The sequence below is a fragment of the Nucisporomicrobium flavum genome (assembly GCF_016464385.1).
GTDB lineage: Bacteria > Actinomycetota > Actinomycetes > Mycobacteriales > Micromonosporaceae > Actinoplanes > Actinoplanes flavus_A.
The window spans coordinates 1-19,605 of record NZ_JADMLH010000040.1; the positions used below are offsets into that span (position 1 = coordinate 1).

Annotated in this window: 22 protein-coding genes and 1 pseudogene; 11 read left to right on the forward strand and 12 right to left on the reverse strand. The window is 74.3% G+C overall.

From position 1 onward, the window contains the following. Window positions 1-886, reverse strand: an 886-nt coding sequence (locus IT780_RS41270; RefSeq protein ID WP_307831673.1) for a CBM96 family carbohydrate-binding protein, incomplete at its 3' end; no start/stop codon positions are given. 220 nt (window positions 887-1,106) lie between these two features. Between IT780_RS41270 and IT780_RS41275 the strand changes: the two genes are divergently transcribed. Together IT780_RS41275 and IT780_RS41280 are read left to right on the forward strand one after the other, a co-directional pair. Then, complete coding sequence (locus IT780_RS41275) at window positions 1,107-2,339, forward strand: dipeptidase (RefSeq protein ID WP_233414377.1); 1,233 nt, start codon at window positions 1,107-1,109, stop codon at window positions 2,337-2,339. Between the two features lie 72 nt (window positions 2,340-2,411). Next, window positions 2,412-3,215: a polysaccharide deacetylase family protein gene (locus IT780_RS41280; protein ID WP_199517361.1), complete on the forward strand. Its 804-nt coding sequence runs from the start codon at window positions 2,412-2,414 to the stop codon at window positions 3,213-3,215. Between the two features lie 233 nt (window positions 3,216-3,448). On the opposite strand, the gene IT780_RS41285 is transcribed toward IT780_RS41280, so the two are convergent. The 4 genes from IT780_RS41285 to IT780_RS41300 form a co-directional block, all read right to left on the reverse strand. Further along, a complete protein-coding gene (locus IT780_RS41285; RefSeq protein ID WP_199517362.1) occupies window positions 3,449-3,751 on the reverse strand; it encodes a BON domain-containing protein in 303 nt (100 codons plus the stop codon). A gap of 94 nt (window positions 3,752-3,845) precedes the next feature. Next, window positions 3,846-4,418: a GerMN domain-containing protein gene (locus IT780_RS41290; protein WP_199517363.1), complete on the reverse strand. Its 573-nt coding sequence runs from the start codon at window positions 4,416-4,418 to the stop codon at window positions 3,846-3,848. Further along, the gene (locus tag IT780_RS41295; protein WP_199517364.1) at window positions 4,415-5,752 is read right to left on the reverse strand and encodes a sensor histidine kinase; all 1,338 of its coding nucleotides are present in this window, start codon (window positions 5,750-5,752) and stop codon (window positions 4,415-4,417) included. Before IT780_RS41295 ends, IT780_RS41290 begins: the two co-directional genes overlap by 4 nt. Further along, entirely contained in the window at window positions 5,749-6,423 is a 675-nt protein-coding gene (locus IT780_RS41300) for a response regulator transcription factor (protein ID WP_199517365.1), read from the reverse strand. Before IT780_RS41300 ends, IT780_RS41295 begins: the two co-directional genes overlap by 4 nt. A gap of 154 nt (window positions 6,424-6,577) precedes the next feature. Between IT780_RS41300 and IT780_RS41305 the strand changes: the two genes are divergently transcribed. After that, complete coding sequence (locus IT780_RS41305) at window positions 6,578-6,832, forward strand: hypothetical protein (protein ID WP_199517366.1); 255 nt, start codon at window positions 6,578-6,580, stop codon at window positions 6,830-6,832. Here IT780_RS41305 and IT780_RS41310 read toward each other — a convergent pair. The 3 genes from IT780_RS41310 to IT780_RS42465 all read right to left on the reverse strand — a co-directional run bounded on the left by IT780_RS41310 (window position 6,829) and on the right by IT780_RS42465 (window position 9,451). Continuing rightward, the gene (locus tag IT780_RS41310; protein ID WP_199517367.1) at window positions 6,829-7,413 is read right to left on the reverse strand and encodes an STAS domain-containing protein; all 585 of its coding nucleotides are present in this window, start codon (window positions 7,411-7,413) and stop codon (window positions 6,829-6,831) included. The two genes, IT780_RS41305 and IT780_RS41310, sit on opposite strands and share 4 nt — an antisense overlap. Window positions 7,414-7,532: 119 nt before the next feature. Beyond that, complete coding sequence (locus tag IT780_RS42460; protein WP_504739635.1) at window positions 7,533-8,219, reverse strand: response regulator; 687 nt, start codon at window positions 8,217-8,219, stop codon at window positions 7,533-7,535. Further along, complete coding sequence (locus IT780_RS42465) at window positions 8,198-9,451, reverse strand: sensor histidine kinase (RefSeq protein ID WP_233414378.1); 1,254 nt, start codon at window positions 9,449-9,451, stop codon at window positions 8,198-8,200. Before IT780_RS42465 ends, IT780_RS42460 begins: the two co-directional genes overlap by 22 nt. Window positions 9,452-9,582: 131 nt before the next feature. On the opposite strand from IT780_RS42465, the gene IT780_RS41320 reads away from it, so the two are divergent. Genes IT780_RS41320 through IT780_RS41330 form a run of 3 tightly spaced genes read left to right on the forward strand, consistent with a single transcriptional unit; the run spans window position 9,583 to window position 11,901 of the window. Further along, window positions 9,583-10,482: an ABC transporter ATP-binding protein gene (locus IT780_RS41320; RefSeq protein ID WP_199517368.1), complete on the forward strand. Its 900-nt coding sequence runs from the start codon at window positions 9,583-9,585 to the stop codon at window positions 10,480-10,482. After that, complete coding sequence (locus tag IT780_RS41325; RefSeq protein WP_233414379.1) at window positions 10,479-11,285, forward strand: ABC transporter permease; 807 nt, start codon at window positions 10,479-10,481, stop codon at window positions 11,283-11,285. Before IT780_RS41320 ends, IT780_RS41325 begins: the two co-directional genes overlap by 4 nt. 22 nt (window positions 11,286-11,307) lie before the next feature. Further along, the gene (locus IT780_RS41330) at window positions 11,308-11,901 is read left to right on the forward strand and encodes a suppressor of fused domain protein (protein WP_199517369.1); all 594 of its coding nucleotides are present in this window, start codon (window positions 11,308-11,310) and stop codon (window positions 11,899-11,901) included. Here IT780_RS41330 and IT780_RS41335 read toward each other — a convergent pair whose 3' ends face one another. Next, entirely contained in the window at window positions 11,902-12,504 is a 603-nt protein-coding gene (locus IT780_RS41335; protein ID WP_199517370.1) for a GNAT family N-acetyltransferase, read from the reverse strand. A gap of 57 nt (window positions 12,505-12,561) precedes the next feature. On the opposite strand from IT780_RS41335, the gene IT780_RS41340 reads away from it, so the two are divergent. Together IT780_RS41340 and IT780_RS41345 are read left to right on the forward strand one after the other, a co-directional pair. Then, a complete protein-coding gene (locus tag IT780_RS41340) occupies window positions 12,562-12,828 on the forward strand; it encodes a hypothetical protein (RefSeq protein ID WP_199517371.1) in 267 nt (88 codons plus the stop codon). Between the two features lie 48 nt (window positions 12,829-12,876). Then, entirely contained in the window at window positions 12,877-14,967 is a 2,091-nt protein-coding gene (locus IT780_RS41345; protein ID WP_307831674.1) for an immune inhibitor A domain-containing protein, read from the forward strand. Here the strand turns inward: IT780_RS41345 and IT780_RS41350 are convergent. Continuing rightward, window positions 14,927-15,595, reverse strand: a complete 669-nt coding sequence (locus tag IT780_RS41350; protein WP_199517372.1) for a class I SAM-dependent methyltransferase — start codon at window positions 15,593-15,595, stop codon at window positions 14,927-14,929. The genes IT780_RS41345 and IT780_RS41350 overlap by 41 nt on opposite strands. 237 nt (window positions 15,596-15,832) lie before the next feature. On the opposite strand from IT780_RS41350, the gene IT780_RS41355 reads away from it, so the two are divergent. Continuing rightward, window positions 15,833-16,306, forward strand: a complete 474-nt coding sequence (locus IT780_RS41355; protein ID WP_199517380.1) for a GNAT family N-acetyltransferase — start codon at window positions 15,833-15,835, stop codon at window positions 16,304-16,306. Between the two features lie 57 nt (window positions 16,307-16,363). On the opposite strand, the gene IT780_RS41360 is transcribed toward IT780_RS41355, so the two are convergent. Then, a complete protein-coding gene (locus IT780_RS41360; RefSeq protein WP_199517373.1) occupies window positions 16,364-16,750 on the reverse strand; it encodes a response regulator in 387 nt (128 codons plus the stop codon). A 128-nt stretch (window positions 16,751-16,878) separates the two neighbouring features. Here IT780_RS41360 and IT780_RS41365 point away from each other — a divergent pair, with 128 nt between their 5' ends. Continuing rightward, complete coding sequence (locus IT780_RS41365) at window positions 16,879-18,249, forward strand: lactate racemase domain-containing protein (RefSeq protein WP_199517374.1); 1,371 nt, start codon at window positions 16,879-16,881, stop codon at window positions 18,247-18,249. An 11-nt stretch (window positions 18,250-18,260) separates the two neighbouring features. Further along, a complete protein-coding gene (locus IT780_RS41370; RefSeq protein ID WP_307831676.1) occupies window positions 18,261-19,481 on the forward strand; it encodes an amidohydrolase in 1,221 nt (406 codons plus the stop codon). A 19-nt stretch (window positions 19,482-19,500) separates the two neighbouring features. Here IT780_RS41370 and IT780_RS42470 read toward each other — a convergent pair. Next, window positions 19,501-19,605 (reverse strand): annotated as a pseudogene (locus tag IT780_RS42470) (IS5 family transposase); the annotation flags it as partial.

Below are 19,605 nucleotides of genomic sequence, written 5' to 3' on the forward strand. Positions count from 1 at the left end.
TCGCCATCTCAGACTTGGTCGGGAACGGCTCATCACCCTTGTGATACGTGTGGAAAATGCTCGCCGTACGACCGCTGAGCTTCTCCCAATCCTTCAGCGCAGCGTCACGCGGCGCGCTCGTGAAACCACCGGCGGCGGCACCCCACAGCACCCCGCAGGACGGTACGAGCAGCTTGCCGGTCACGCAGTCGCCGGTCGCCGGGGCGGGCGGGGGCGGCATGTCCTCGTCCTCGACCGGGGTGGCGGGCTGGGCCGGCGGGACGGTCTCGTCGACCGGGTCCGGGGCCTCCACCGGAGCGGCCGGCGTCTCATCCGCGCTCCCCGTGGCGACGAGCAGCACCGGGCCGCCGCTCTTGCCCTCGGCGGCACGGAAACGGGTGACCGCGGAGGTGGCCGACGAGCGCAGTGCGAACGCGTACGCACCCGGGCCGGTCACCGTCGCGCCGAGGTCGAAGCTGACCTCCGCGGCGTCGGCCTTCGGCGCGGCCGTACCGACGACGGTGCCCAGCGCCGGGGCGGTCGCGGACGTCAGCTTCTTCTCGGTCCACGCGGTGTCGGCGACGCGGTTGAGGGTGAGCCGGCCCGTGACGTCGCCGACCGTCTCCAGCGTCAGCCGGGCGCCGGTGACCTGCGTGCCGGCCGGAACCACGAACTTGAGGAAAGCGGTCTTGGAGTCGCCGGCGAGGCGGCCGATCGCCAGCTTCTGCTCGGCGCCGAACGTGGCGTTCCTGCGGCCGCTCGAGACGTACGTGTCGTCGGCTGCCGTCAGCTTCAGCTCGGCACCGGCGGCGGCCTCGGCGGCCGGGGCACCGGCCAGCACGGACCCGGCGCCGGCGGCCAGGGCGGCCAGGGCGGTCACGGACTTCGTCAGCTTCGAGCGACGCACTTGCTCAACTCCCCCGAGTTGTCCGGCCGCGTCTCGGCCGGGCATGGGAAGAAGATTCCGGGGCGGCAGGTGCGCGCGACGTGCCCGTCGCGGTGCGGCCGGGTTGCGAACCGTACGAACGTCGGCACTTGAGAATTCCGGGGCCGCGATCAGGCACGGCACGGGTCGCGCGTGCCTATGCTTCGCAGGCGATCATGGGCCGTACGGAGGAGGAACAGCGATGCGGGACACCAGCGGGAGCAGGGCGGACGTCGCCGCGGCGCTGGCCGCCATGCCGGTCGTGGACGGGCACAACGACCTGCCCATGGCGCTGCGCGCGGCCGCCGGTTACCGGGTCGACGGGCTGGCGGCGGACCGGCCCGAGTTCCACACCGACATCGCCCGGCTGCGCGCCGGCGGGGTGGGCGGCCAGTTCTGGTCCGTGTACGTGCCGTCCGACCTGCCCGAGCCCGAGGCGGTCACCGCGACCATGGAACAGGTCGACGCCGTGTACCGGCTCGTGGCCGCGTACCCGCGGGACTTCGCGATCGCGTACACGGCCGCCGACGTCGAAGCCGCGATCGGGTCGGGCCGGATCGCCTCGCTGATCGGCATCGAGGGCGGGCACAGCCTCGCGTCGTCGCTCGGGGTGCTGCGGGCGTTCGCGCGGCTGGGCGTGCGCTACGTGACGCTGACGCACAACCACAACACGCCGTGGGCGGACTCGGCGGCCGACGAGCCCCGGGCCGGCGGGCTCACCGACGAGGGCCGCGCCGTGGTCGCCGAGATGCAGCGCATCGGCGTCCTGCCCGACCTGGCGCACGTGGCGACGACGACGATGCACGCCGTGCTCGACGTGGCCCGGGCACCGGTCATCTTCAGCCACTCGTCGGCGCGGGCCCGCACCGACCACCGCCGCAACGTGCCCGACGACGTCCTCGTGCGCCTGCGCGACAACGGCGGCGTCTGCATGGTGGCGTTCGTCCCGGTGTTCGTCTCGACCGAGGTGGCGCAGTGGGCGGCCGCCGCGGAGGAGGAGTGGGAGCGGCTCGGCCTGCCGCCCGCGTCCGACCCGTGGCCGCGGGCGCCCCGGCCGGGCGAGGAGATCCCCGCCTCCCCCGTCCGCGTGGAGGGCCCCGCCAGCCCGGAACCGCCGGCCGACTTCCGCCCGTGGCTCGCCGCCAACCCCCGCCCCGAGGCGACGATCGCGCAGGTGGCCGATCACATCGACCACGTACGCGAGACCGCGGGCGTCGACCACGTCGGGCTGGGCGGCGACTACGACGGCTGCGACCGGCTGCCCGTCGGGCTCGAGGACGTCTCCGGCTACCCGCGGCTGCTCGCCGAACTGGCCGATCGGGGCTGGTCACAGGCCGATCTGGAGAAGCTGACGGGCCGCAACATCCTGCGCGTCCTTCGGGCGTCCGAGCGGCACGCGAGCGAGCCCTTGTGGCCGGGTGCGACTTTGGGCTGATGCAGATACACGGGGATCTCCGTCGCCGGCCGGATACCGCCGGCCGCCCGGCCGGGCGAGGCTGACGCGATCATGACGAATCGCCGAACTCTTCTCCGGGGCGCCCTGCTCAGCGCGGCAGGCGTGGCCGTCGGCGCCGTGGGCGCCACCGAGGTGCCGCGCTGGTGCGGCTGGGACCATCCCCCACTGGGCGGCGGGTACGCGGCGGCCGCCGACAACCTCTCCGCGGTCAGCCGCGCCGAGGTGAGCGTGCGGTACTACGTCGAGACGGCGGAGCCGGTCGTCGCGTTCACCTTCGACGACGGCCCCGGGCCCCGCTGGACGCCGATGGTCCTCGACGCCCTCGACGCGGCCCGGATCCCGGCCACGTTCTTCATGGTGGGGCGCAACCTGGACGAGCACGGCGAGCTCGTCCGCGGGCGGATGGGCGCGCACGAGATCGGCAACCACACGTGGTCCCACCCCGACCTGGCGACGCTGGACCTGCGCGCGATCACCACGGAACTCACCCGGACGCACGAGACGATCGCGCGGGTCACCGGGCGCGTACCGACGCTGATGCGCCCGCCCTACGGCCACCTGGGCGGCTCGACGCTGCTGGCGGCCGACTCGATGGGCTACGACATCGTGCTCTGGTCCGACCAGATGCGCGAACGCCGCTACGAGGACAACCCGGCCGGCCAGGTCGAGGCGATCGTGAACGCGGTCCGCCCGGGCTCGATCATCCTGGCGCACGACGTGGGCGCCAAGCGCCGGCTGGTGGCACTGCAGCACCTCGGCGAGATGATCGCGGGGATCAAGGCGCGCGGCTTCCGCTTCGCGACCGTGTCAGAGCTCGTGGCGCTGGGCGACCGCGGCACCGGCTCGATCAGCTGACCACCGTCCAGCCCGGACGCCCGGCGGGGACGGCTGTCACGAGACTGTCATGAAGTCGTGCCGGGCCCGCCATCCCCGGCCGCCACGCTGGGAACCAGACCCGGCGCCCTGATCAGCCATGCCCCCGGCACGATCACCGCCGAGGGCGCCGGGTGACCGGGGTGCCGAACCCACCCGCGGATCCGTGTGCGGGCGTACCGATGCGGGCGCCCGCACACACGGACCGCCGCGGGTCACCGGGCCGGGCCCCGGCGGACGGCGAGGGCGTTGCACACGTCGGTCACCCCGGGCACGGACCAGGCCAGCGCGACCACGGCCCGGCGGGACGCCTCGGTGTCCACATCCCCGTCCAGGATCACCACGCCGTTCTGCACGCCGAGGTCGATCCGGCCGCCGGTCACCACCGGGTCGGCGAGCACGGCGTCGGCCACGGCCCTGGCCAGCCGCTCGTCACGCGTGCGCGCCCCATTCCCGTGCGCTGCCGGGAACTGCCGCGAGTACGGCGCCCCGTTGTACCAGTCGGTGTACCACCACATGGCCGCTCCTGCCGGTCGGTCGGGTTCTCCGACCACGGTCGCCGAGCCGTGTGGCAGGCCGTGCGCAACCGGATGACAGTTCGGTGACCGGACGTCAGGAGGGCGCGATGAGGCTGGCGTAGTCGGTGACACCGAGCGGCCCGCGGGACAGCGACCCGTCCGCCCGTGGCACCTGCAGCACCTCCCCGTCCCGGGTGAAGACGACCGAGTTCACGTCCGGGCGGGATGTCAGGGTGCAGACCAGCTGGCCGTACGCGAGCGTCTCGTCGCCGCGTGCGCTGCCCTGCTCGCCCGCCACCTCCACGCGGGCCTCGGTGCCGCCGCGCGGTACGTCCACCGTCAGCGAGGTCGCGGCGAGCATCGTGGTGAGACCGGAGGCGCGTTCGGGCTCGGACGGGCCGGCGACCAGGTGCTCCGCCTGCCGCTGCGGGGTGGGTGCCGCGCCGACCCGGCGTACGGTCTGCACCAGGCGGCCGCCGCGCACCAGGCAGAGCACCTCCGCGACCGCGCCCGGGGGATCCGTTCCGGCGGGGCCGGGCGCCGGGCTGGTCAGGGCCCGCTGGGGCAGGTCCACCGGGTGCGGCCCGTCCTCGGCCGGCAGCCCGCACGACGCCACCAGCAGGCAGGCCAGCAGACCTGCCACGGACGTCCGGGCTCGCGGGGTCATGGGAGCTCCACCCGGAACCGGGCGCCGCCGCCGGGGCGCTCGCCGGCGGTGACCGTGCCGCCGTGCGCGGCGGCGTGCCGGGCCACGATGGACAGGCCCAGGCCGGTGCCGTCGCCCCCGCCGCGCGCGTTGGCCGCCGGGCCGCGCACGAAGCGGTCGAAGATGACCGTACGGTTCTCCTCCGCGATGCCCGGGCCGGCGTCGTCCACCTCGATGACGTGCCGTTCGCCGGCGCGGCCGAGGCGTACCGCGACCGGTCCCCCGCCGTAGCGGACCGCATTGTCGAGCAGGTTGCGCAGCGCCTGCTCGATGCGGCGGCGGTCCACCGGCCAGACCTCCGGCGTGCCGGGCTCCACCTCCAGCAGGTCCTCGGGGAGGCCGCGGGCCCGGCAGACGCGCGCGACGAGCCCGCGCAGGTCGGTCGGCTCCCGGTCGGCCGGCCGGTCGCTGCGGGCCAGCTCGAGCAGGTCGTCGACGAGGTCCTGGAACCGGCCGACCTCCTCGCTGATCAGCCCGACCGCCGCGGCCGCCTTCGGGTCCATGCCGTCGCGGCGGCGGTCCACGACGCTGACGGCTGCCGAGAGGGTCTGCAAGGGCGACCGCAGCTCGTGGCTGACGTCCGCGGCGAACCGGCGGTCGCGTTCGATGCGGCGCGCCAGCTGGTCGGCCATGTGGTTGAACGAGACCGACAGCGCGGCGAGGTCCGGTTCGGCGTCCGGGTCGAGGCGGGTGTCCAGGTCACCGTCGGCGATGTTGCGGGCCGCGGCGGCGACGGCGGTGAGCGGGCGCAGGGCGTGCCGGGTGACGTACCAGCCGACCGCGGCGCCGGCGCCGGCGACCATGATGGCCACCGCGGCCAGCACCAGCCCGAGCAGCTGCAGCGTACGGTCCAGTTCGGACAGCGAGACGACCTCGTAGAAGATGCCCGAGCGCACCGGGATCCCGACCACCAGGGCGGCCTGCCCGTCGAGGCGGATCCGCTGCGCGCCGGCCGTGCCCCCGGCGGTCAGCTCCTGCAGGCCGGTGGGCACCGCGAAACCGGCCGCCGGGCCCGCGTTCGGCGAATACCAGCGGCCGTCGCGGTGCAGCAGCACGTGGCGGTCGACGCCGGTGTCGAGCGACCGCAGCACCTCGCCGACGTCGGCCGTCCGGTCGGGCAACCCCGCGTCGACCACCGCGGCGTCGAAGTACGTGGCGCGCACCGCCGTCCGTTCCCGCTCGCTGAACAGGGTGCTGCGGGCCAGCTCGTACGAGACCATCGAGACGCAGGCGGACAGCACCAGGGCACCGACGGCGAAGGCGGCGCTGACCCGGGTCCGCAGCCCGACCCTCATCGCTGCAGCTTGTAGCCGAGGCCGCGGACGGTCACCAGGTGCCGGGGCGCGCCGGGGGTCTCCTCGATCTTGTGCCGCAGCCGGCCCACGTGCACGTCGACCAGGCGTTCGTCGCCGATCTCGTACCCCCACACGCGCTGCAGGAGCTGCTGGCGGGACAGCACCTGGCCGGGATGCTCGGCGAGCTCGCACAGCAGGCGGAACTCCGTACGCGTCACCGCCACCGGCTCGCCGCGCAGGCGCACCTCGCCGGCCTCCGGCAGCACCTCCAGGTCGCCGAAGGCGGCCACCGTCACGGCCGGCGCCGCGGCCCTGGCCCGGCGGCGCAGCGCCCGCAGCCGCGCGGCGAGCTCCTTCACCGCGACCGGCTTCACGATGTAGTCGTCCGCACCGGCCTCCAGCCCGGCGACGATGTCGTGGGTGTCGTCGCGGGCGCTGACCACGATGATCGGCACGTCGTCGACGCGGCGCAGCTGCCGGATGCACTCGAAGCCGTCCATGCCCGGCAGCATCAGGTCGACCAGCACCGTGTCGGCCGGGTTGCTGCGCTGCGCCACCAGGCCCTCCTCCGCGGTGGCGACGGCGTGGGCGGTGTACCCCTCGTCCTCCAGCGCCATGGTGAGCGAGAGCCGGATGCGGTCGTCGTCCTCGATCAGCAGCACGGAACCCATACCCGCATGATGCCTCGCGGCCGCGGCGGCGACACGCTCCGTACGGCCGCCCCGCCGTTTGTCACCCGACTGTCACACGGCAGGGCACGATCCGCGGGGTCGGCGGGCCAGGGTGGACGGGACTCCGGACACCGCGCCACCGAAGGATCCCGCCATGACCCTCAGCAGCCTGGTCACCGCCCTGGCCGTCGGCGCCGTCCTCGGGCTCGGCGCGCGCTGGATCCTGCGGGCCGTGCCGTTCTGGGTGCCGCTGGGCGTGGCGGTCGGCGCGGCCGTGCTGGGCACCGTCGTGGGCCGCCTCGCCGGCATCGACACCTCCACCGTGACCGCGCTCGAGGTGGTCCTGCAGGTCGCCTTCGCCGCCGCGGCGGTCACCCTCGTCGCCATGACCGGGGACGTCCGCGGTTAGTTCCCGGCCGGGGCGGCGACGGCCGCCGTGATGGCCTGGGGCACGGTGCCGAACGTCCGGAACGCCGTGTGCAGGCGCATCGTCCGCAGCACCGTCTGCACGAACCGCGAAGGAGCCACCAGCAGCAGGTCGCCGCCGCGCTGCCGGGCGGCCCCGCGGCCGCGGACCAGCGCCCCCAGGCCGAGCGAGTCGATGGTGCCGGCCCCGGTCAGATCGACGATCACGTACGGCCGCAGCGCCGCGGCGTTCTCGAGCCCGGCCCGCAGGTCCGCGACCACGTCGAGGTCGATGTCGCCGGTGACCCGTACGACCGCCGCCGGCGACGTCACCGTCAGCACCACCCGGGGCCCGCCGTCGTGCCGGCCGGTGCGCTGCCGCGGCGCGGGCTCGTGGCCGGACACGCACGCCGGGCATCGGTGCGGCCCGCGGGCGTACGGCGGCCCCGCCCACCCGATCGCGGCGACCGCGACGTAGACCACGTCGGTGTCGTGCAACCCGCAGCCGTCCACCGTCGTGGTCGCACCGCAGCCGTCGCAGGTGAGCTCGACGGTCGCACTGGGTGTGGCCGAGACCGCTGTCATGTCGTCATCTCCCGTGTCACTGGACGCCGCCGGTCCCTCCACCGTCACGCGGAGGTGTCGCGGCGGCCCCGCAGAGATATGACGATCCGATGACATCCCCCGGACCGCCGCGCGGGACGCTAGGCGAGCCCGGCGTCGTGCACCAGCAGGGCGACCTGGACCCGGTTGTTGAGCCCGAGCTTCACCAGCAGCCGCGAGACGTGCGCCTTCACCGTGGCGACGCTCATGAACAGCTGCGCCGAGATCTCCGCGTTCGAGCTGCCCTGCCCGAGCGCCAGCGCCACCTCGCGTTCCCGGTCGCTCAGGGTCTCCAGCAGGTCCCGGGCACGCCGGCGGCCGGTGTGGTGGTCGGGGGCCGCGACGTGCGCGATGAGCCGGCGGGTCACCGTCGGCGACAGGGTGGCCTCGCCGGCGGCGACCTTCCGGACGGCCTGCAGGATCTCGATCGGCGGGGTGTCCTTGAGCAGGAAGCCGCTGGCGCCCGCGCGCAGCGCGCGCAGGACGAACTCGTCGGCGTCGAACGTGGTCAGCACGATGACCTCGGGGGCGTCCGGGCGCGCGCGCAGCGTCTCGGTGGCCGCGAGACCGTCGATGCGGGGCATGCGGATGTCCATGAGAACCACGTCGGGGTGGTGCCGGGCCACCGCGGCGGGCACCTCGGAGCCGTCGGCGGCCTCCCCGACGACCCGCACGTCGTCGGCGCCGGCCAGGATCATGGTGAGGCCGGCCCGGACCAGCGCGTCGTCATCGACGAGGAGGACCCGGATCGGACCGGGCCGGGCGCTCACGCCGGCCACGGCAGCCAGGCCCGCAGCACGAAGTCGCCGTCGGGGCCGCGCCCGTGGGTGAGCCGGCCGCCGGCGAGGGTGGCGCGCTCGGCGAGGCCGATGAGGCCCGTCCCGGTGCCCGGGATGCCCGGCGTGACCCGGCCGACCGGCATCGGGTTGCGCACGTCGATGCTCAGCCCGCGCCCGGCCTTCCCGCCGACCGCGACGCGCACCGCCGTGCCGGGGGCGTGCTTGCGGGCGTTGGTCAGACCCTCCTGGATGATCCGGTACGCGGTCCGCCCGGTCCCCGCGGGCAGGTCGGCCGCGGGGTCGACGCTCACGTCGAGGCTCACCTTCACGCCGGCCGCGCGGGACTCGTCGGCGAGCGCGGGAAGCTGGAGCAGCGTCGGCTGGGGGCGTTCGGGCGGTTCCTCCCCGGCCGGCTCGCGGAGCACGCCGATGACCTCGCGCAGGTCCTGCAGGGCCTGGTGGGCGCTGGCGCGGATCACCCCGGCGGCGCCGGCGACCTCCGCCGGTGACGACTCGGGGCGGATCTCGAGGGCGCCCGCGTGCAGGCTGAGCAGCGAGATGCGGTGGGCCAGCACGTCGTGCATCTCCCGGGCGATGCGGGTGCGCTCGAGCGCGCGGGCCTGGGCGACGCGCAGCTGCTGCTCGGATTCGGCGCGCTCGGCGCGGTCGCGCAGGGAGACGACGAGCTGCCGCCGGGACCGTACGATCATGCCCCACAGCTGGATGATCACCATGATGACGACGCCCCAGGAGAACGACTCCAGCCAGGGCGTGCCCTGCTCGGGGCGGATCGCGCAGAACGCCGCGTTGTTGAGCGTCGCGGCGACGCTCACGGCCGCCGTGACGGCGAAGCGGCGGTGCACGGCCACCGAGAACAGGATGATCAGCGCGGCGATCGCGATCGCGACCGAGACCAGCCCGAACACCAGGGCCGCGGCTGCCAGCTGCACCGGCCAGCGGCGGCGCCACCAGAGGGCCACGGAGAACCCGACGCCGATCAGCAGGTCGGTCCAGACCAGCCACTCCGGCGTGCCGGCCCACTGCGGCACCACCTCCGGCTCGGGTTGCAGCAGGTCGGCGGTGCTCAGCAGGGCCCAGCCCAGGGCGGCCAGGAAGCAGAAGGCGTCGATCACCCAGTCCCGGGTGGTGCGCGGCCCGGGCGGCACGTCCGGCTCGTCGCGCAGCGCCGCCGGGAGCAGCCACCGGTACTCCGGCGGTCGCGCCACCACAACCTCCCCCATGCCGGTCATCGTACGGTCGCCGCCGCGGGCCCCGATACCGACCAAAGTCGTAACCGCCCGCCGACCTTGGTTCGCCGGCGCCGACCGCCGGCCGACGCGGCCGGCCGGGTGGTCCCGGCACGGTGGGACGCATGATCACAGTCGAACACCTGAGCAAACGGTACGGGTCCCACCCGGCCGTCGACGACGTGTCGTTCACCTGCGAGCCCGGCACGGTGACCGGTTTCCTCGGGCCCAACGGGGCCGGCAAGTCCACCACGATGCGGATGATCTGCGGGCTCACCCCGCCCACGTCCGGTACGGCCACCGTCGACGGGCGCCCGTATCGGCACCTCGCCAACCCGGGCCGGCGGATCGGCGTGCTGCTGGACGCCTCCGCGCAGCACTCGGGGCGTACGGGCCGGGAGGTGCTGACGCTGGCCGCGCTGACCATGGGCGTCGACCGGCGCCGGGTCGGGGAGAGCCTGGAGCGGGTCGGGCTGAACAAGACGGCGGCGCGGCGGCGGGTGAAGGCGTACTCGCTGGGGATGCGCCAGCGGCTGGGGCTCGCGTACGCGCTGCTGGGCGACCCGGGGGTGCTGATCCTGGACGAGCCGGCGAACGGGCTGGACCCGGAGGGCATCTTCTGGATGCGGGGGCTGCTGCGCGACTTCGCCGACCGGGGCGGCACCGTCCTGCTCTCCTCCCATCTGCTGCGGGAGGTGGAGGCGGTCGCGGACCGGCTGGTCGTCATCGGGGGCGGCCGGGTGGTGGCCCAGGGCGACAAGGCGGAGCTGCTGGCCGCCTCCGGAACGGTCGTGAAGGCGCTGGACATGCCGGCGCTGGAGGCCGCGCTGCGGCGCCACGGGCTGACCGGTACGGCGGCGGCCGGCGGGGGCGTCGTCGTGCAGGCCGGCGCGGAGGCCATCGGGCGGGCGGCCGCCGGGGACGGGATCGTCCTGCTCGAATTGCGCCCCGCGGACAGCGGCGGGCTGGAACAGATGTTCCTGTCCCTGACCGCCGGCGACTCGGTGAAGGAGGCCGTCCGATGACCGCCGTGCAGAACGCGACGACCAGCTCAGCCGGTGTTGCTCCTGAGGAGGACCGTGGCCGTACCGTTGGAAAGATCTCCCTCGCCCGGCTGACCTGGGTCGAGCTGCGCAAGCTGGCCGACACCCGGGCCGGGCTCTGGCTGTTGATCGTGATCGGGCTGGCCGCGGCCGGAACGGCCGCGATCCTGCTCGGCGCCGCCCCCGACGAGGAGCAGACCTACCAGGGATTCCTCTCGTTCGGGCTGGCCCCCGCGACCGTGCTGCTGCCGGTGCTCGGCATCCTGTCGATGACCAGCGAATGGTCGCAGCGCACCGCGCTGACCACCTTCACGCTGACCCCGGCCCGCGGGCGCGTCGTCGCGGCGAAGCTGATCGCGGCGGTGCTCATCGCGCTCGCGGCGACCGCGGCGGCGGCGCTACTGTCCGCCGGCGCCAACCTGATCGCGCTCGGCACCGGCGGCGACGGAAGCTGGCACCTGACCGCCGACCAGGCCGGCCGGCTGCTGCTCAACCAGGTGTTGTTCGTGCTGATGGGCGCGGGGTTCGGCGCGCTGCTGATGAGCCCGGCGCTGGCCATCGTGCTGTACTTCGCCCTGCCCACGGCCTGGTCGGCGCTCGGGCAGATGGTGAAGCGGCTCAACGACGCGGCCGGGTGGCTGGACCTCAACGTGACCTCGCTGCCGCTCAGCGAGCCGGCGATGAGCTCGGGGCAATGGGCGCGGCTGGGGGTGTCGTGCGCCGTCTGGGTGATGCTGCCCCTGGTGGCCGGGACCGTACGCGTGTTGCGGCGGGAAGTGTCGTAGCCGGGCGGTAGTGTGTGCCCCCATGTCCGCTCCGGCCGTCCTGCGCGACGTCTTCCACGCCTACCGCGATCGCGCGGAGGAGGATGACGGCTACCTGTTCACCGACGACGAGGCACCGATCAACCGCCTCGACGTCCTGGTCTACCGGCCCACCTCCACGGTGGACATGACGTCGTTCGCGACCATCGGCATGGCGGCGCAGCAGATGCCGGCGAGGCCGCGGCCCGGCGGGGGTGCCCGCGCCGAGCTGCGGCTGCGCCGGCGGGGGTCGCTCTCGCGGCCGGAGGAGCACGCGATCGCCGTGCAGCTCGCCAACCTGGCGATCCACCCGTTCCTGGCCGGCAGCCAGCTGAGCTGGGGACACATGATCGGCTTCGGCGGTGACTTCCCGACGTTCCCGGGGTGCCCGTCGGTGCTGCTCGCGGGGCCGCTGAGCGACGACGACCCGGACTGTGTGCAGACCGGCGACGGCCCGGTCCGGCTGATCAACGTCGTGCCGATCACCGACGCGGAACGCGACCGCGGGCGCGAGCTGCCGCCGGCCGACTTCGCCCGGTCGCTGCGCGAGAGCGTCGACATCTTCGCCGAGCGGCCGGACCCGATCACCCGGAGCTGATCACCCGGCCGCCGGGTGCTGCGCGCCGGCACGGATGCGCGCGTGCAGGTGCATGTCGTGCCGCCCGTCCGCGTGGACGGCGGCGCTGCGCTTGGTGCCCTCCAGCAGGAAACCGGCCCGCGTGGCGACCCGGCACGAGGCCTGATTCCGGGTCGAGTGGTTGAGCTCGAGCCGGTGGAAACCCGCCACGCCCAGGGCCCAGGCCGTCACGGTGGTGAGCGCGCGGGCCGCCACGCCGGCTCCCCGTGCCGCCGGCACCACCCAGTAGGCACATCCCGCGACGCCGTCGGCAAGGTCCATGCCGCGTACGGCGATGCGCCCGAGCACGGCACCGCCGCTGGTCACCGCCCAGTGCGCGCCGCGCTCCTGCGCCCAGTCCAGCCGGTACTCCGCGAACCAGGCGCGGACGTCGTCGGCCGACGAGGGCCGGCGGGTGTGCCACCGCTGGATCGCGGGATCGTCGTAGGCGGCGAGGAAGGCCGGCACGTCGGCGTGCTGCCAGGGGCGCAGCAGCAGGTCACCGGCCGCGACGAGCACGGGCTGCGGTCCGGCGCAGAGCGTGCCGGCGGGGATCGTGGGCGGCGTCGTGAGGGCAGACGGCATGTGCGCATCCTGCCCTGCGCCCCGGCCACGCCGGTAGCCGGAGACTAGGCTGGGACCATGCCGATCGGTGCGCAACCACGCGGGCGGCGGGGAACGGTCGACGAGCCGTACAGCCCGCTCAACCTCCGCCTGGCCCTGGCCGCCTTCGGGTTCGTCGTGTGCACGGTCCTGTCCGTGCTGATGTTCCGCGCGGGGTGGACGGTGCCGGGCTGGCTGCTGGCCGCCTGGGCGGCGGTGGCCGTCGTGGACGCGGTCGTGGTGCAGCTGCGGCGACGGGCGCGGGCCCGGGCCGAGGGCAGCCGGAACCACTCCCTGTTCGAGTAGCCGCGTCATGCCCCTTTTGCACCGTATCTGCCTGTACCGTGCGGTTCTGTGCGCGCCTCCTTCCGCCTCATCGCCGCTGCCCTGCTCCTGACCCCGCTGCTGCCGCCGGTCGCCCCGGCCACGGCGGCGCCACCACCGTCGCCCGCCGCCGCGGCCGTCGTGGACGACACCCGCGAGCCCTCCCACAAGACCTTCGCGACCGACGGGCTGGACGTCCGCCGGCCCGAGGTCGGCCGCCGGGCCCGGGCCGTAGCCACGCCGGCGGTCGGCACGGTCCGCGAGTGGCTCGCCCTGGACGACGTGAAGGGCAGCCTGTACCGCAAGAACTACACGCTGCGCGGCGTCGGGAAGCACATCGAGGTGTGGGTCGCCGACGACATCGCCTTCCCGAAGGGCGACTGCCGGGGCGCCGCCTCGACCAGGATCACCGACGCCCAGGTCACCGGCCTGATCCGCGAGTTCGACGGACGCATCCGGCCCCGGGAGACCGCCGCGTTCAGCACCCCGCCGGACCGCGACGGCACCGATCCGCTGATCACCGGCGACTTCACCGGCGACGGCGGCCGGACGGTCACCCTGGTCGACAACGTGCGCGACGACAATTACTTCGACTTCCCGAAGGCCGTCACCTACATCGCCGGCTTCTTCTCCGCGCAGCTCAACGAGCTCGTCGACCGCAACGTCATGACGATCGACGCGTACGACTGGCAGCACCGCACCGGAGCCGCCCCGCCGCACGAGCCCGCCGACGACCTGTGCACCAGCCGCCCCGCGCGGCCCCGCATGTACGAGGGCACCTTCGCGCACGAGTGGCAGCACCTGCTGCAGTACTACACCGACCCGGACGAGGAGGTGTGGGTGAACGAGGGCCTGTCCGACTACGCGCAGACCCTCGTCGGGTACGTCGACGGCACCGCCACCGTGCACCACCCGGGCGCCGACAGCCACCTCTTCTGTTTCCAGGGCTTCGGGACCGTACGCACGCGCTACAACGCGAACCCCAAGGACTGCGGGGGCGCGCAGAACTCGCTGAACCAGTGGGACGAGGGCGCGCCCGCGGAGGTGCTGGCCGACTACGGCAACGCGTACCAGTTCATGCTGTACCTGCACGACCGCTTCGGCGCGAGCGCGTTGTCGCGGCTGCACCGTGACGGCAGCCGGCAGGGTCTGGCCGCGGTGCAGGCCGCCCTGGGCAAGGACACCCGGCTGGACGGCGTCCTGCACGACTTCCAGACGATGACGCTGGTCGACAAGGTGGTCGAGGGCGGGACGATGGCCGGGGTGTCGCGCGGCCGGGTGAGCGCGCCGAGCCTGCGGTCGACGGTGAACCTGGCCAACCCGGCCTCGTACGACCGGCCGGGCGCGGCACCGAACGGCGCCGACTATGTCCGCCTGCGGGACCGGGCCGGCCGGCCGCTGACCGGTGCGGCGCTGCGCTCGGTGCGGTTCTCGGGCGCCCGTACGCTGCCCGCCCAGCCGCTGCAGTGGATGGTCCGCGACGGCGCGCTGTTCTCCGGCGACGCCAGCTCGACCGACGCCGCCGCGGTCCTCGCCGTCGCCGTTCCCCGCAGCGCCGCGAAGCTGACCCTGCGGGCCCGGTACGGCGCCGAGCAGGGCTACGACTTCGGCTACGTGACGGTGTCCGTGGACGGTGGACACACGTACCGGGCGATCGCGGGTGACCGTACGGTCAAGGGGCCGCTCGGTCCCGCGGTCACCGGCACCACCGACGGCTTCCAACGGCACACGTACGACCTGGCCCCGTACGCGGGCAAGCGCATCCTGCTGGGCTTCCGCTACGTCAGCGACGGCGCGGTGAACGAGGGCGGCTGGTACGTCGGCGACGTGGCGGTCGGTGGCCGGGTCGTCGCCGACGGCACGACGCTGGACGGGTTCCGCTCGCCGACGCAGATCGTGCCCGTGGCGGTGCACGGGTGGAACGTCCGGCTGGTCGGACTGGACGAGCCCGGGCGGCGGGCGCGGCAGGTGCCGGTGGACCGGGCCGCCGCGCTGCGGGCGTACCCGAAGGTCGTCGCGATCGTGGCCTACGACGACCCGACCGGGACCGTCCGGCAGTACGCGCCGTACGCGCTCACGGTCAACGGGGTGGTGCAGCCAGGCGGTGGCCCGGCGGCGTGACGGCGGCGGTGGCCCTGCCGCGGACGTGCGGAGCGGCGGGGCCCTGCGGCCCGGACGGCGGGAACCGGAACCGGTGCACCTCGTCCACGGTGAACCCCGCCGCGGTGATCGCGGCGAGGGTGTCGCGGCCGGTGTGGCAGCCGCCGAGCAGCCGCGGCCAGACGGTGGCGTCGACGATGCGCTGCGCCCGCCGCAGGCCACCGGGATGCTCGGCCACGACGTGCTCGAGGAAGCGCAACTGCCCGCCCGGGCGCAGCACGCGGCGGAGCTCGGCCAGGGCCGCCGCCTGGTCGGGCACCGAGCACAGCACCAGCGCGGCCACCGCGGCGTCGAACGTGCCGTCGGCGGCGGGAAGCGCGTCGGCCAGGCCCTCGACGACCCGGACCGGCACCGGGGCCGTGCGCGCCGCCGCCTCGGCCGCCGCGCGCAGGTACGGCTCGGGCTCGACGGCCAGCACCTCGGTGACCGCGGACGGGTAGTGCGGGAACATCCGGCCGTTGCCGGCGCCGACCTCGATCACCCGGCCGCGCAGGTCCGCGACGAGGGCGTGCCGATGCTCGGCGGCGCCGGCCCGGTCCATCTGCGCGCTCGCCCGCTCGTAGACCCTGGCGAAGATCGGATGCCTCATCGCTCAAGCCTGGCAGCGCGCGGCAACCGGGGGAACCACCCGGCGGGCCACCCGCAGCAGCCGTACCCGGGCGAGACCGTGGCCTCCAGCGGGCGGCGGCCAGGCCGACGGTGTCAAGATATGCCGCATGTCGGTTCTTCCTCCCGCACACGCCTCACCGGCCCCGGGCTGCTGCCCGCCGCTGTCGGCGCGGCTGTTCCCGGCGGTGCCGGCGTGACCGCGGTCCGGCTCGCGCCCATGACCGCCGGGCACGCCGGGCCGGTGCTCGACATCTACGCCGCGGGCATCGCGGGTGGCAACGCCACGTTCGAGACCGAGGCGCCCGGATGGGCCGCGTTCGACAGCGGCAAGCTGCCCGGCCACCGGTTCGTGGCGGTCGAGGCGGACGGCACGGTCACCGGCTGGGTGGCCTGCTCGCGGGTCTCCCCCCGGCCCGTGTACGCCGGCGTCGTGGAGCACTCCGTCTACGTGCATCCGGCGTACGGCGGCCGCGGTATCGGCCGGGCGCTGCTCGAGGCGCTGATCGCGTCGACCGAGCGCGCCGGGATCTGGACCATCCAGTCCGGCATCTTCCCCGAGAACCGGCCCAGCCTCGCCCTGCACACCCGGTGCGGCTTCCGCACCATCGGCGTCCGCGAGCGCGTCGGCCGCCACCACGGCCGCTGGCGTGACGTCATCCTGCTCGAACGCCGCAGCGCCACCGTCGTCTGATCCCTGCGAGGAGAGCCGTGCCCGGGAGCCGGCCGCTTCCAGATGGCCGCCGGCTGACTACGGCCGCGGCTCGGGCGGGATCAGGCCCAGGTAGGTGAGCTTCTGCTTGATCGTGTCGGGCGCGAACGGCTTGAGGACGTACTCGTGCGCGCCGGCGGCCAGGGCGCGGACCATCTGGCTGTGCTCGGCCTCGGTGGTGACCATCATCATGCACATGTCGCGCAGCGGCGGCATCTTGCGGACGTGGCGGATCAGCTCGAGCCCGTCCATCACCGGCATGTTCCAGTCGATCAGCGCCACGTCCGGCACCGTCGGGATCTCCACCAGCAGGTCCAGGGCCTCCTGGCCGTTGCTCGCCTCGTACACCGCGAAGCCGTGACCGGCCATGGTGCGCTGCAGGATGCGACGCATGGTGCTGGAGTCGTCGACCACCAATGCGAGCATGCGGTCGCCTTTCGTCGCAGGTCCGGCCAACGGATCTGATCGGCCGCGACGGCGTTCTGCTGAGCGGATTCGGGCCGCGATCTGCGCCGCCGGTGGACGGGACCGCCGCGCCGGGGGACGCTACGGGTATGACGTCGATCAGTGCTCTCCCGCCCGGCCTGGCAGCGTCGGCGGCCCGCGTCGGTGACGCCGGCACGGTGCTCGGCGACGAGGAGGTGACCGCGTTCGTCACCGAGCAGCTCACCGCCCACCCGTTCGACGGGCGCAGCGTGTGCGTGCTCGTGCCGGACGCGACGCGCACGTGCCCGCTGCCGCTGCTCATGCGCGCCGTGCACGGCGCCCTGCACGGACGGGTGACGCGGCTGACGGTGCTGGTCGCGCTGGGCACGCACGCCGCGATGACGGAGGAGGCGCTCGCCCGGCACCTCGGGTACGAGCCCGGCCGGCTCGCCGAGACCTATCCGGGCACCGTGGTGGTCAACCACGAGTGGTGGAAGCCGGAGACCTTCGCCGATCTCGGTACGGTCCCCGCCACCCGGATCGCCGAGCTGTCCGAGGGCCGGATGGACGTCGCCGTGCCGGTGCTGCTGAACCGCGCGGTCGTGGAGCACGATGTCGCGCTGGTGGTCGGGCCCGTGCTCCCCCACGAGGTGGTCGGGATGTCCGGCGGCAACAAGTACTTCTTCCCGGGCGTCGGCGGCAAGCGCATCATCGACGTCTCGCACTGGCTCGGCGCCCTGATCACCTCCGCGGAGATCATCGGTACGAGCGGGCTGACCCCCGTCCGCGCGCTGATCGACGACGGCGCCGCGCTGATCCCGGCCGAGAAGCTGGCGCTCAGCGTGGTCACCGCGGAGGTGGCCGACGGCGCGGTCGACAGCGCGGTGGACGACGCCGTACCGGCCTCGGCCGCGGGCCCGACGGCCGAAACCGGCAGCGGGCTGCACTCGGTGTCGTTCGGTGACACCCGCGCCTCGTGGGCGTCGGCGGCCGAGGTGTGCGCCGCCACCCACGTCACGTACCTGGACGCCCCGGTCCGGCGGGTGCTGTCGATCGTGCCGGCCATGTACGACGAGATCTGGACCGCCGCGAAGGGCTTCTACAAGGTCGAGCCGGTGGTCGCCGACGGCGGCGAGGTGATCCTGTACGCCCCGCACGTCACCGAGCTGTCCTCCACCCATCCGGAGATCTACGAGATCGGCTACCACTGCCGCGACTACTTCGTCGGCCAGTGGGACCGCTTCGCCGGGGTGCCGTGGGGCGTGCTGGCCCACTCGACGCATCTGCGCGGCGCCGGCACGTACGACCCGGCGACCGGCGAGGAGCGGCTGCGGGTCCGGGTCACCCTCGCCACGTCGATCCCCGAGGAGGTCTGCCGCGCGGCGAACCTGGGCTACCTCGATCCGGCACTGGTCGACCCCGCGGCGTACGCGCAGGACCCGGACACGCTGGTCGTCCCCCGGGCCGGCGAGATGCTGTTCCGGCTGCGTACGCGATGACCGTTTCCGCGGTGCTCGCAGGGTTGGACGGCCTGCGCGCCGAGCAGGAGGAGTTCTACCGCTCGCTGCACGAGCACCCCGAGCTGTCCCACCAGGAGCACCGGACCGCGGCCGCGGTCGCCGACGGGCTGCGCCGGGCCGGGTACGACGTCCGCGAGGGCGTGGGGGGCACCGGCGTGGTCGGCGTGCTGGGCAACGGCGACGGCCCCTCGGTGCTGCTGCGCGCCGACATGGACGCCCTGCCGGTACGGGAGGCGACCGGCCTGCCCTATGCGAGCACGGCCACCAGCGGCGAGGTGCCCGTCATGCACGCCTGCGGGCACGACGTCCACGTGGCGTGCCTGCTCGGCGCGGCCCGGCTGCTCGCCGGCGCGCGGGACGCGTGGCGCGGGAGGCTCGTGGCGCTGTTCCAGCCCGCGGAGGAGGCCGGCGACGGCGCCCGGGGCATGGTCGACGACGGGCTGGCCGCGATCGTGCCCGGCGTCGACGTGGCGCTCGCCCAGCACGTCATGCCGTTCCCGGCCGGCCTCGTCGGCACGCATGCCGGACCGGTCCTGTCGGCCGCGGACAGCATGCGGATCACCGTCCACGGCCGCGGCGCGCACGGTTCCATGCCCCAGGCGGCGGTCGACCCGGTGGTGCTGGCCGCGATGATCGTGGTCCGGCTGCAGACCGTGGTGGCACGCGAGGTGCCGCCGACGGAGACCGCCGTCCTCACTGTGGGCAGCATCCAGGCCGGCACCAAGAGCAACGTCATTCCGGACTCCGCGCAGCTCCTGCTCAACCTGCGGACGTACGGCGACGCCACGCGGGAGACGATGCTGGCCGCGATCCGCCGGATCGTGACCGCGGAGTGCCAGGCCTCCGGATCGCCGCGGGAGCCCGAGTTCGAGCTCTTCGACCGGTACCCGCTGACCGACAACGACGCCGCCACCACGCAACGGGTGGCCGCGGCGTTCGCCGGGTACTTCGCCGATCGCGCCACGGTCGTCCCGCAGCAGTCGGCGAGCGAGGACTTCAGCGACATCCCGCGCGCGCTGGGGGTGCCGTACACGTACTGGTGCATCGGCGGCGCCGACCCGGAGGCGTACCGCCGGGCCGAGGAGGCGGGCCGGGTCGCCCAGGACATCCCGGTCAACCACTCGGCCGCGTTCGCCCCCGTCCTCCAGCCCACCCTGACCACGGGTACGGAGGCGCTGGTCGTCGCCGCGCTCGCCTGGCTGGCCCGCTAAGGCGTGTTTCAAAAGCCGGTCAGAGCCACTCGCTGATGATGGTGATGGTCAGGACGGCTTGGAAGCGGACGGCTAACTTGTCGTAGCGAGTGGCGACGCCGCGGTGGCGTTTGAGGCGGGCTAT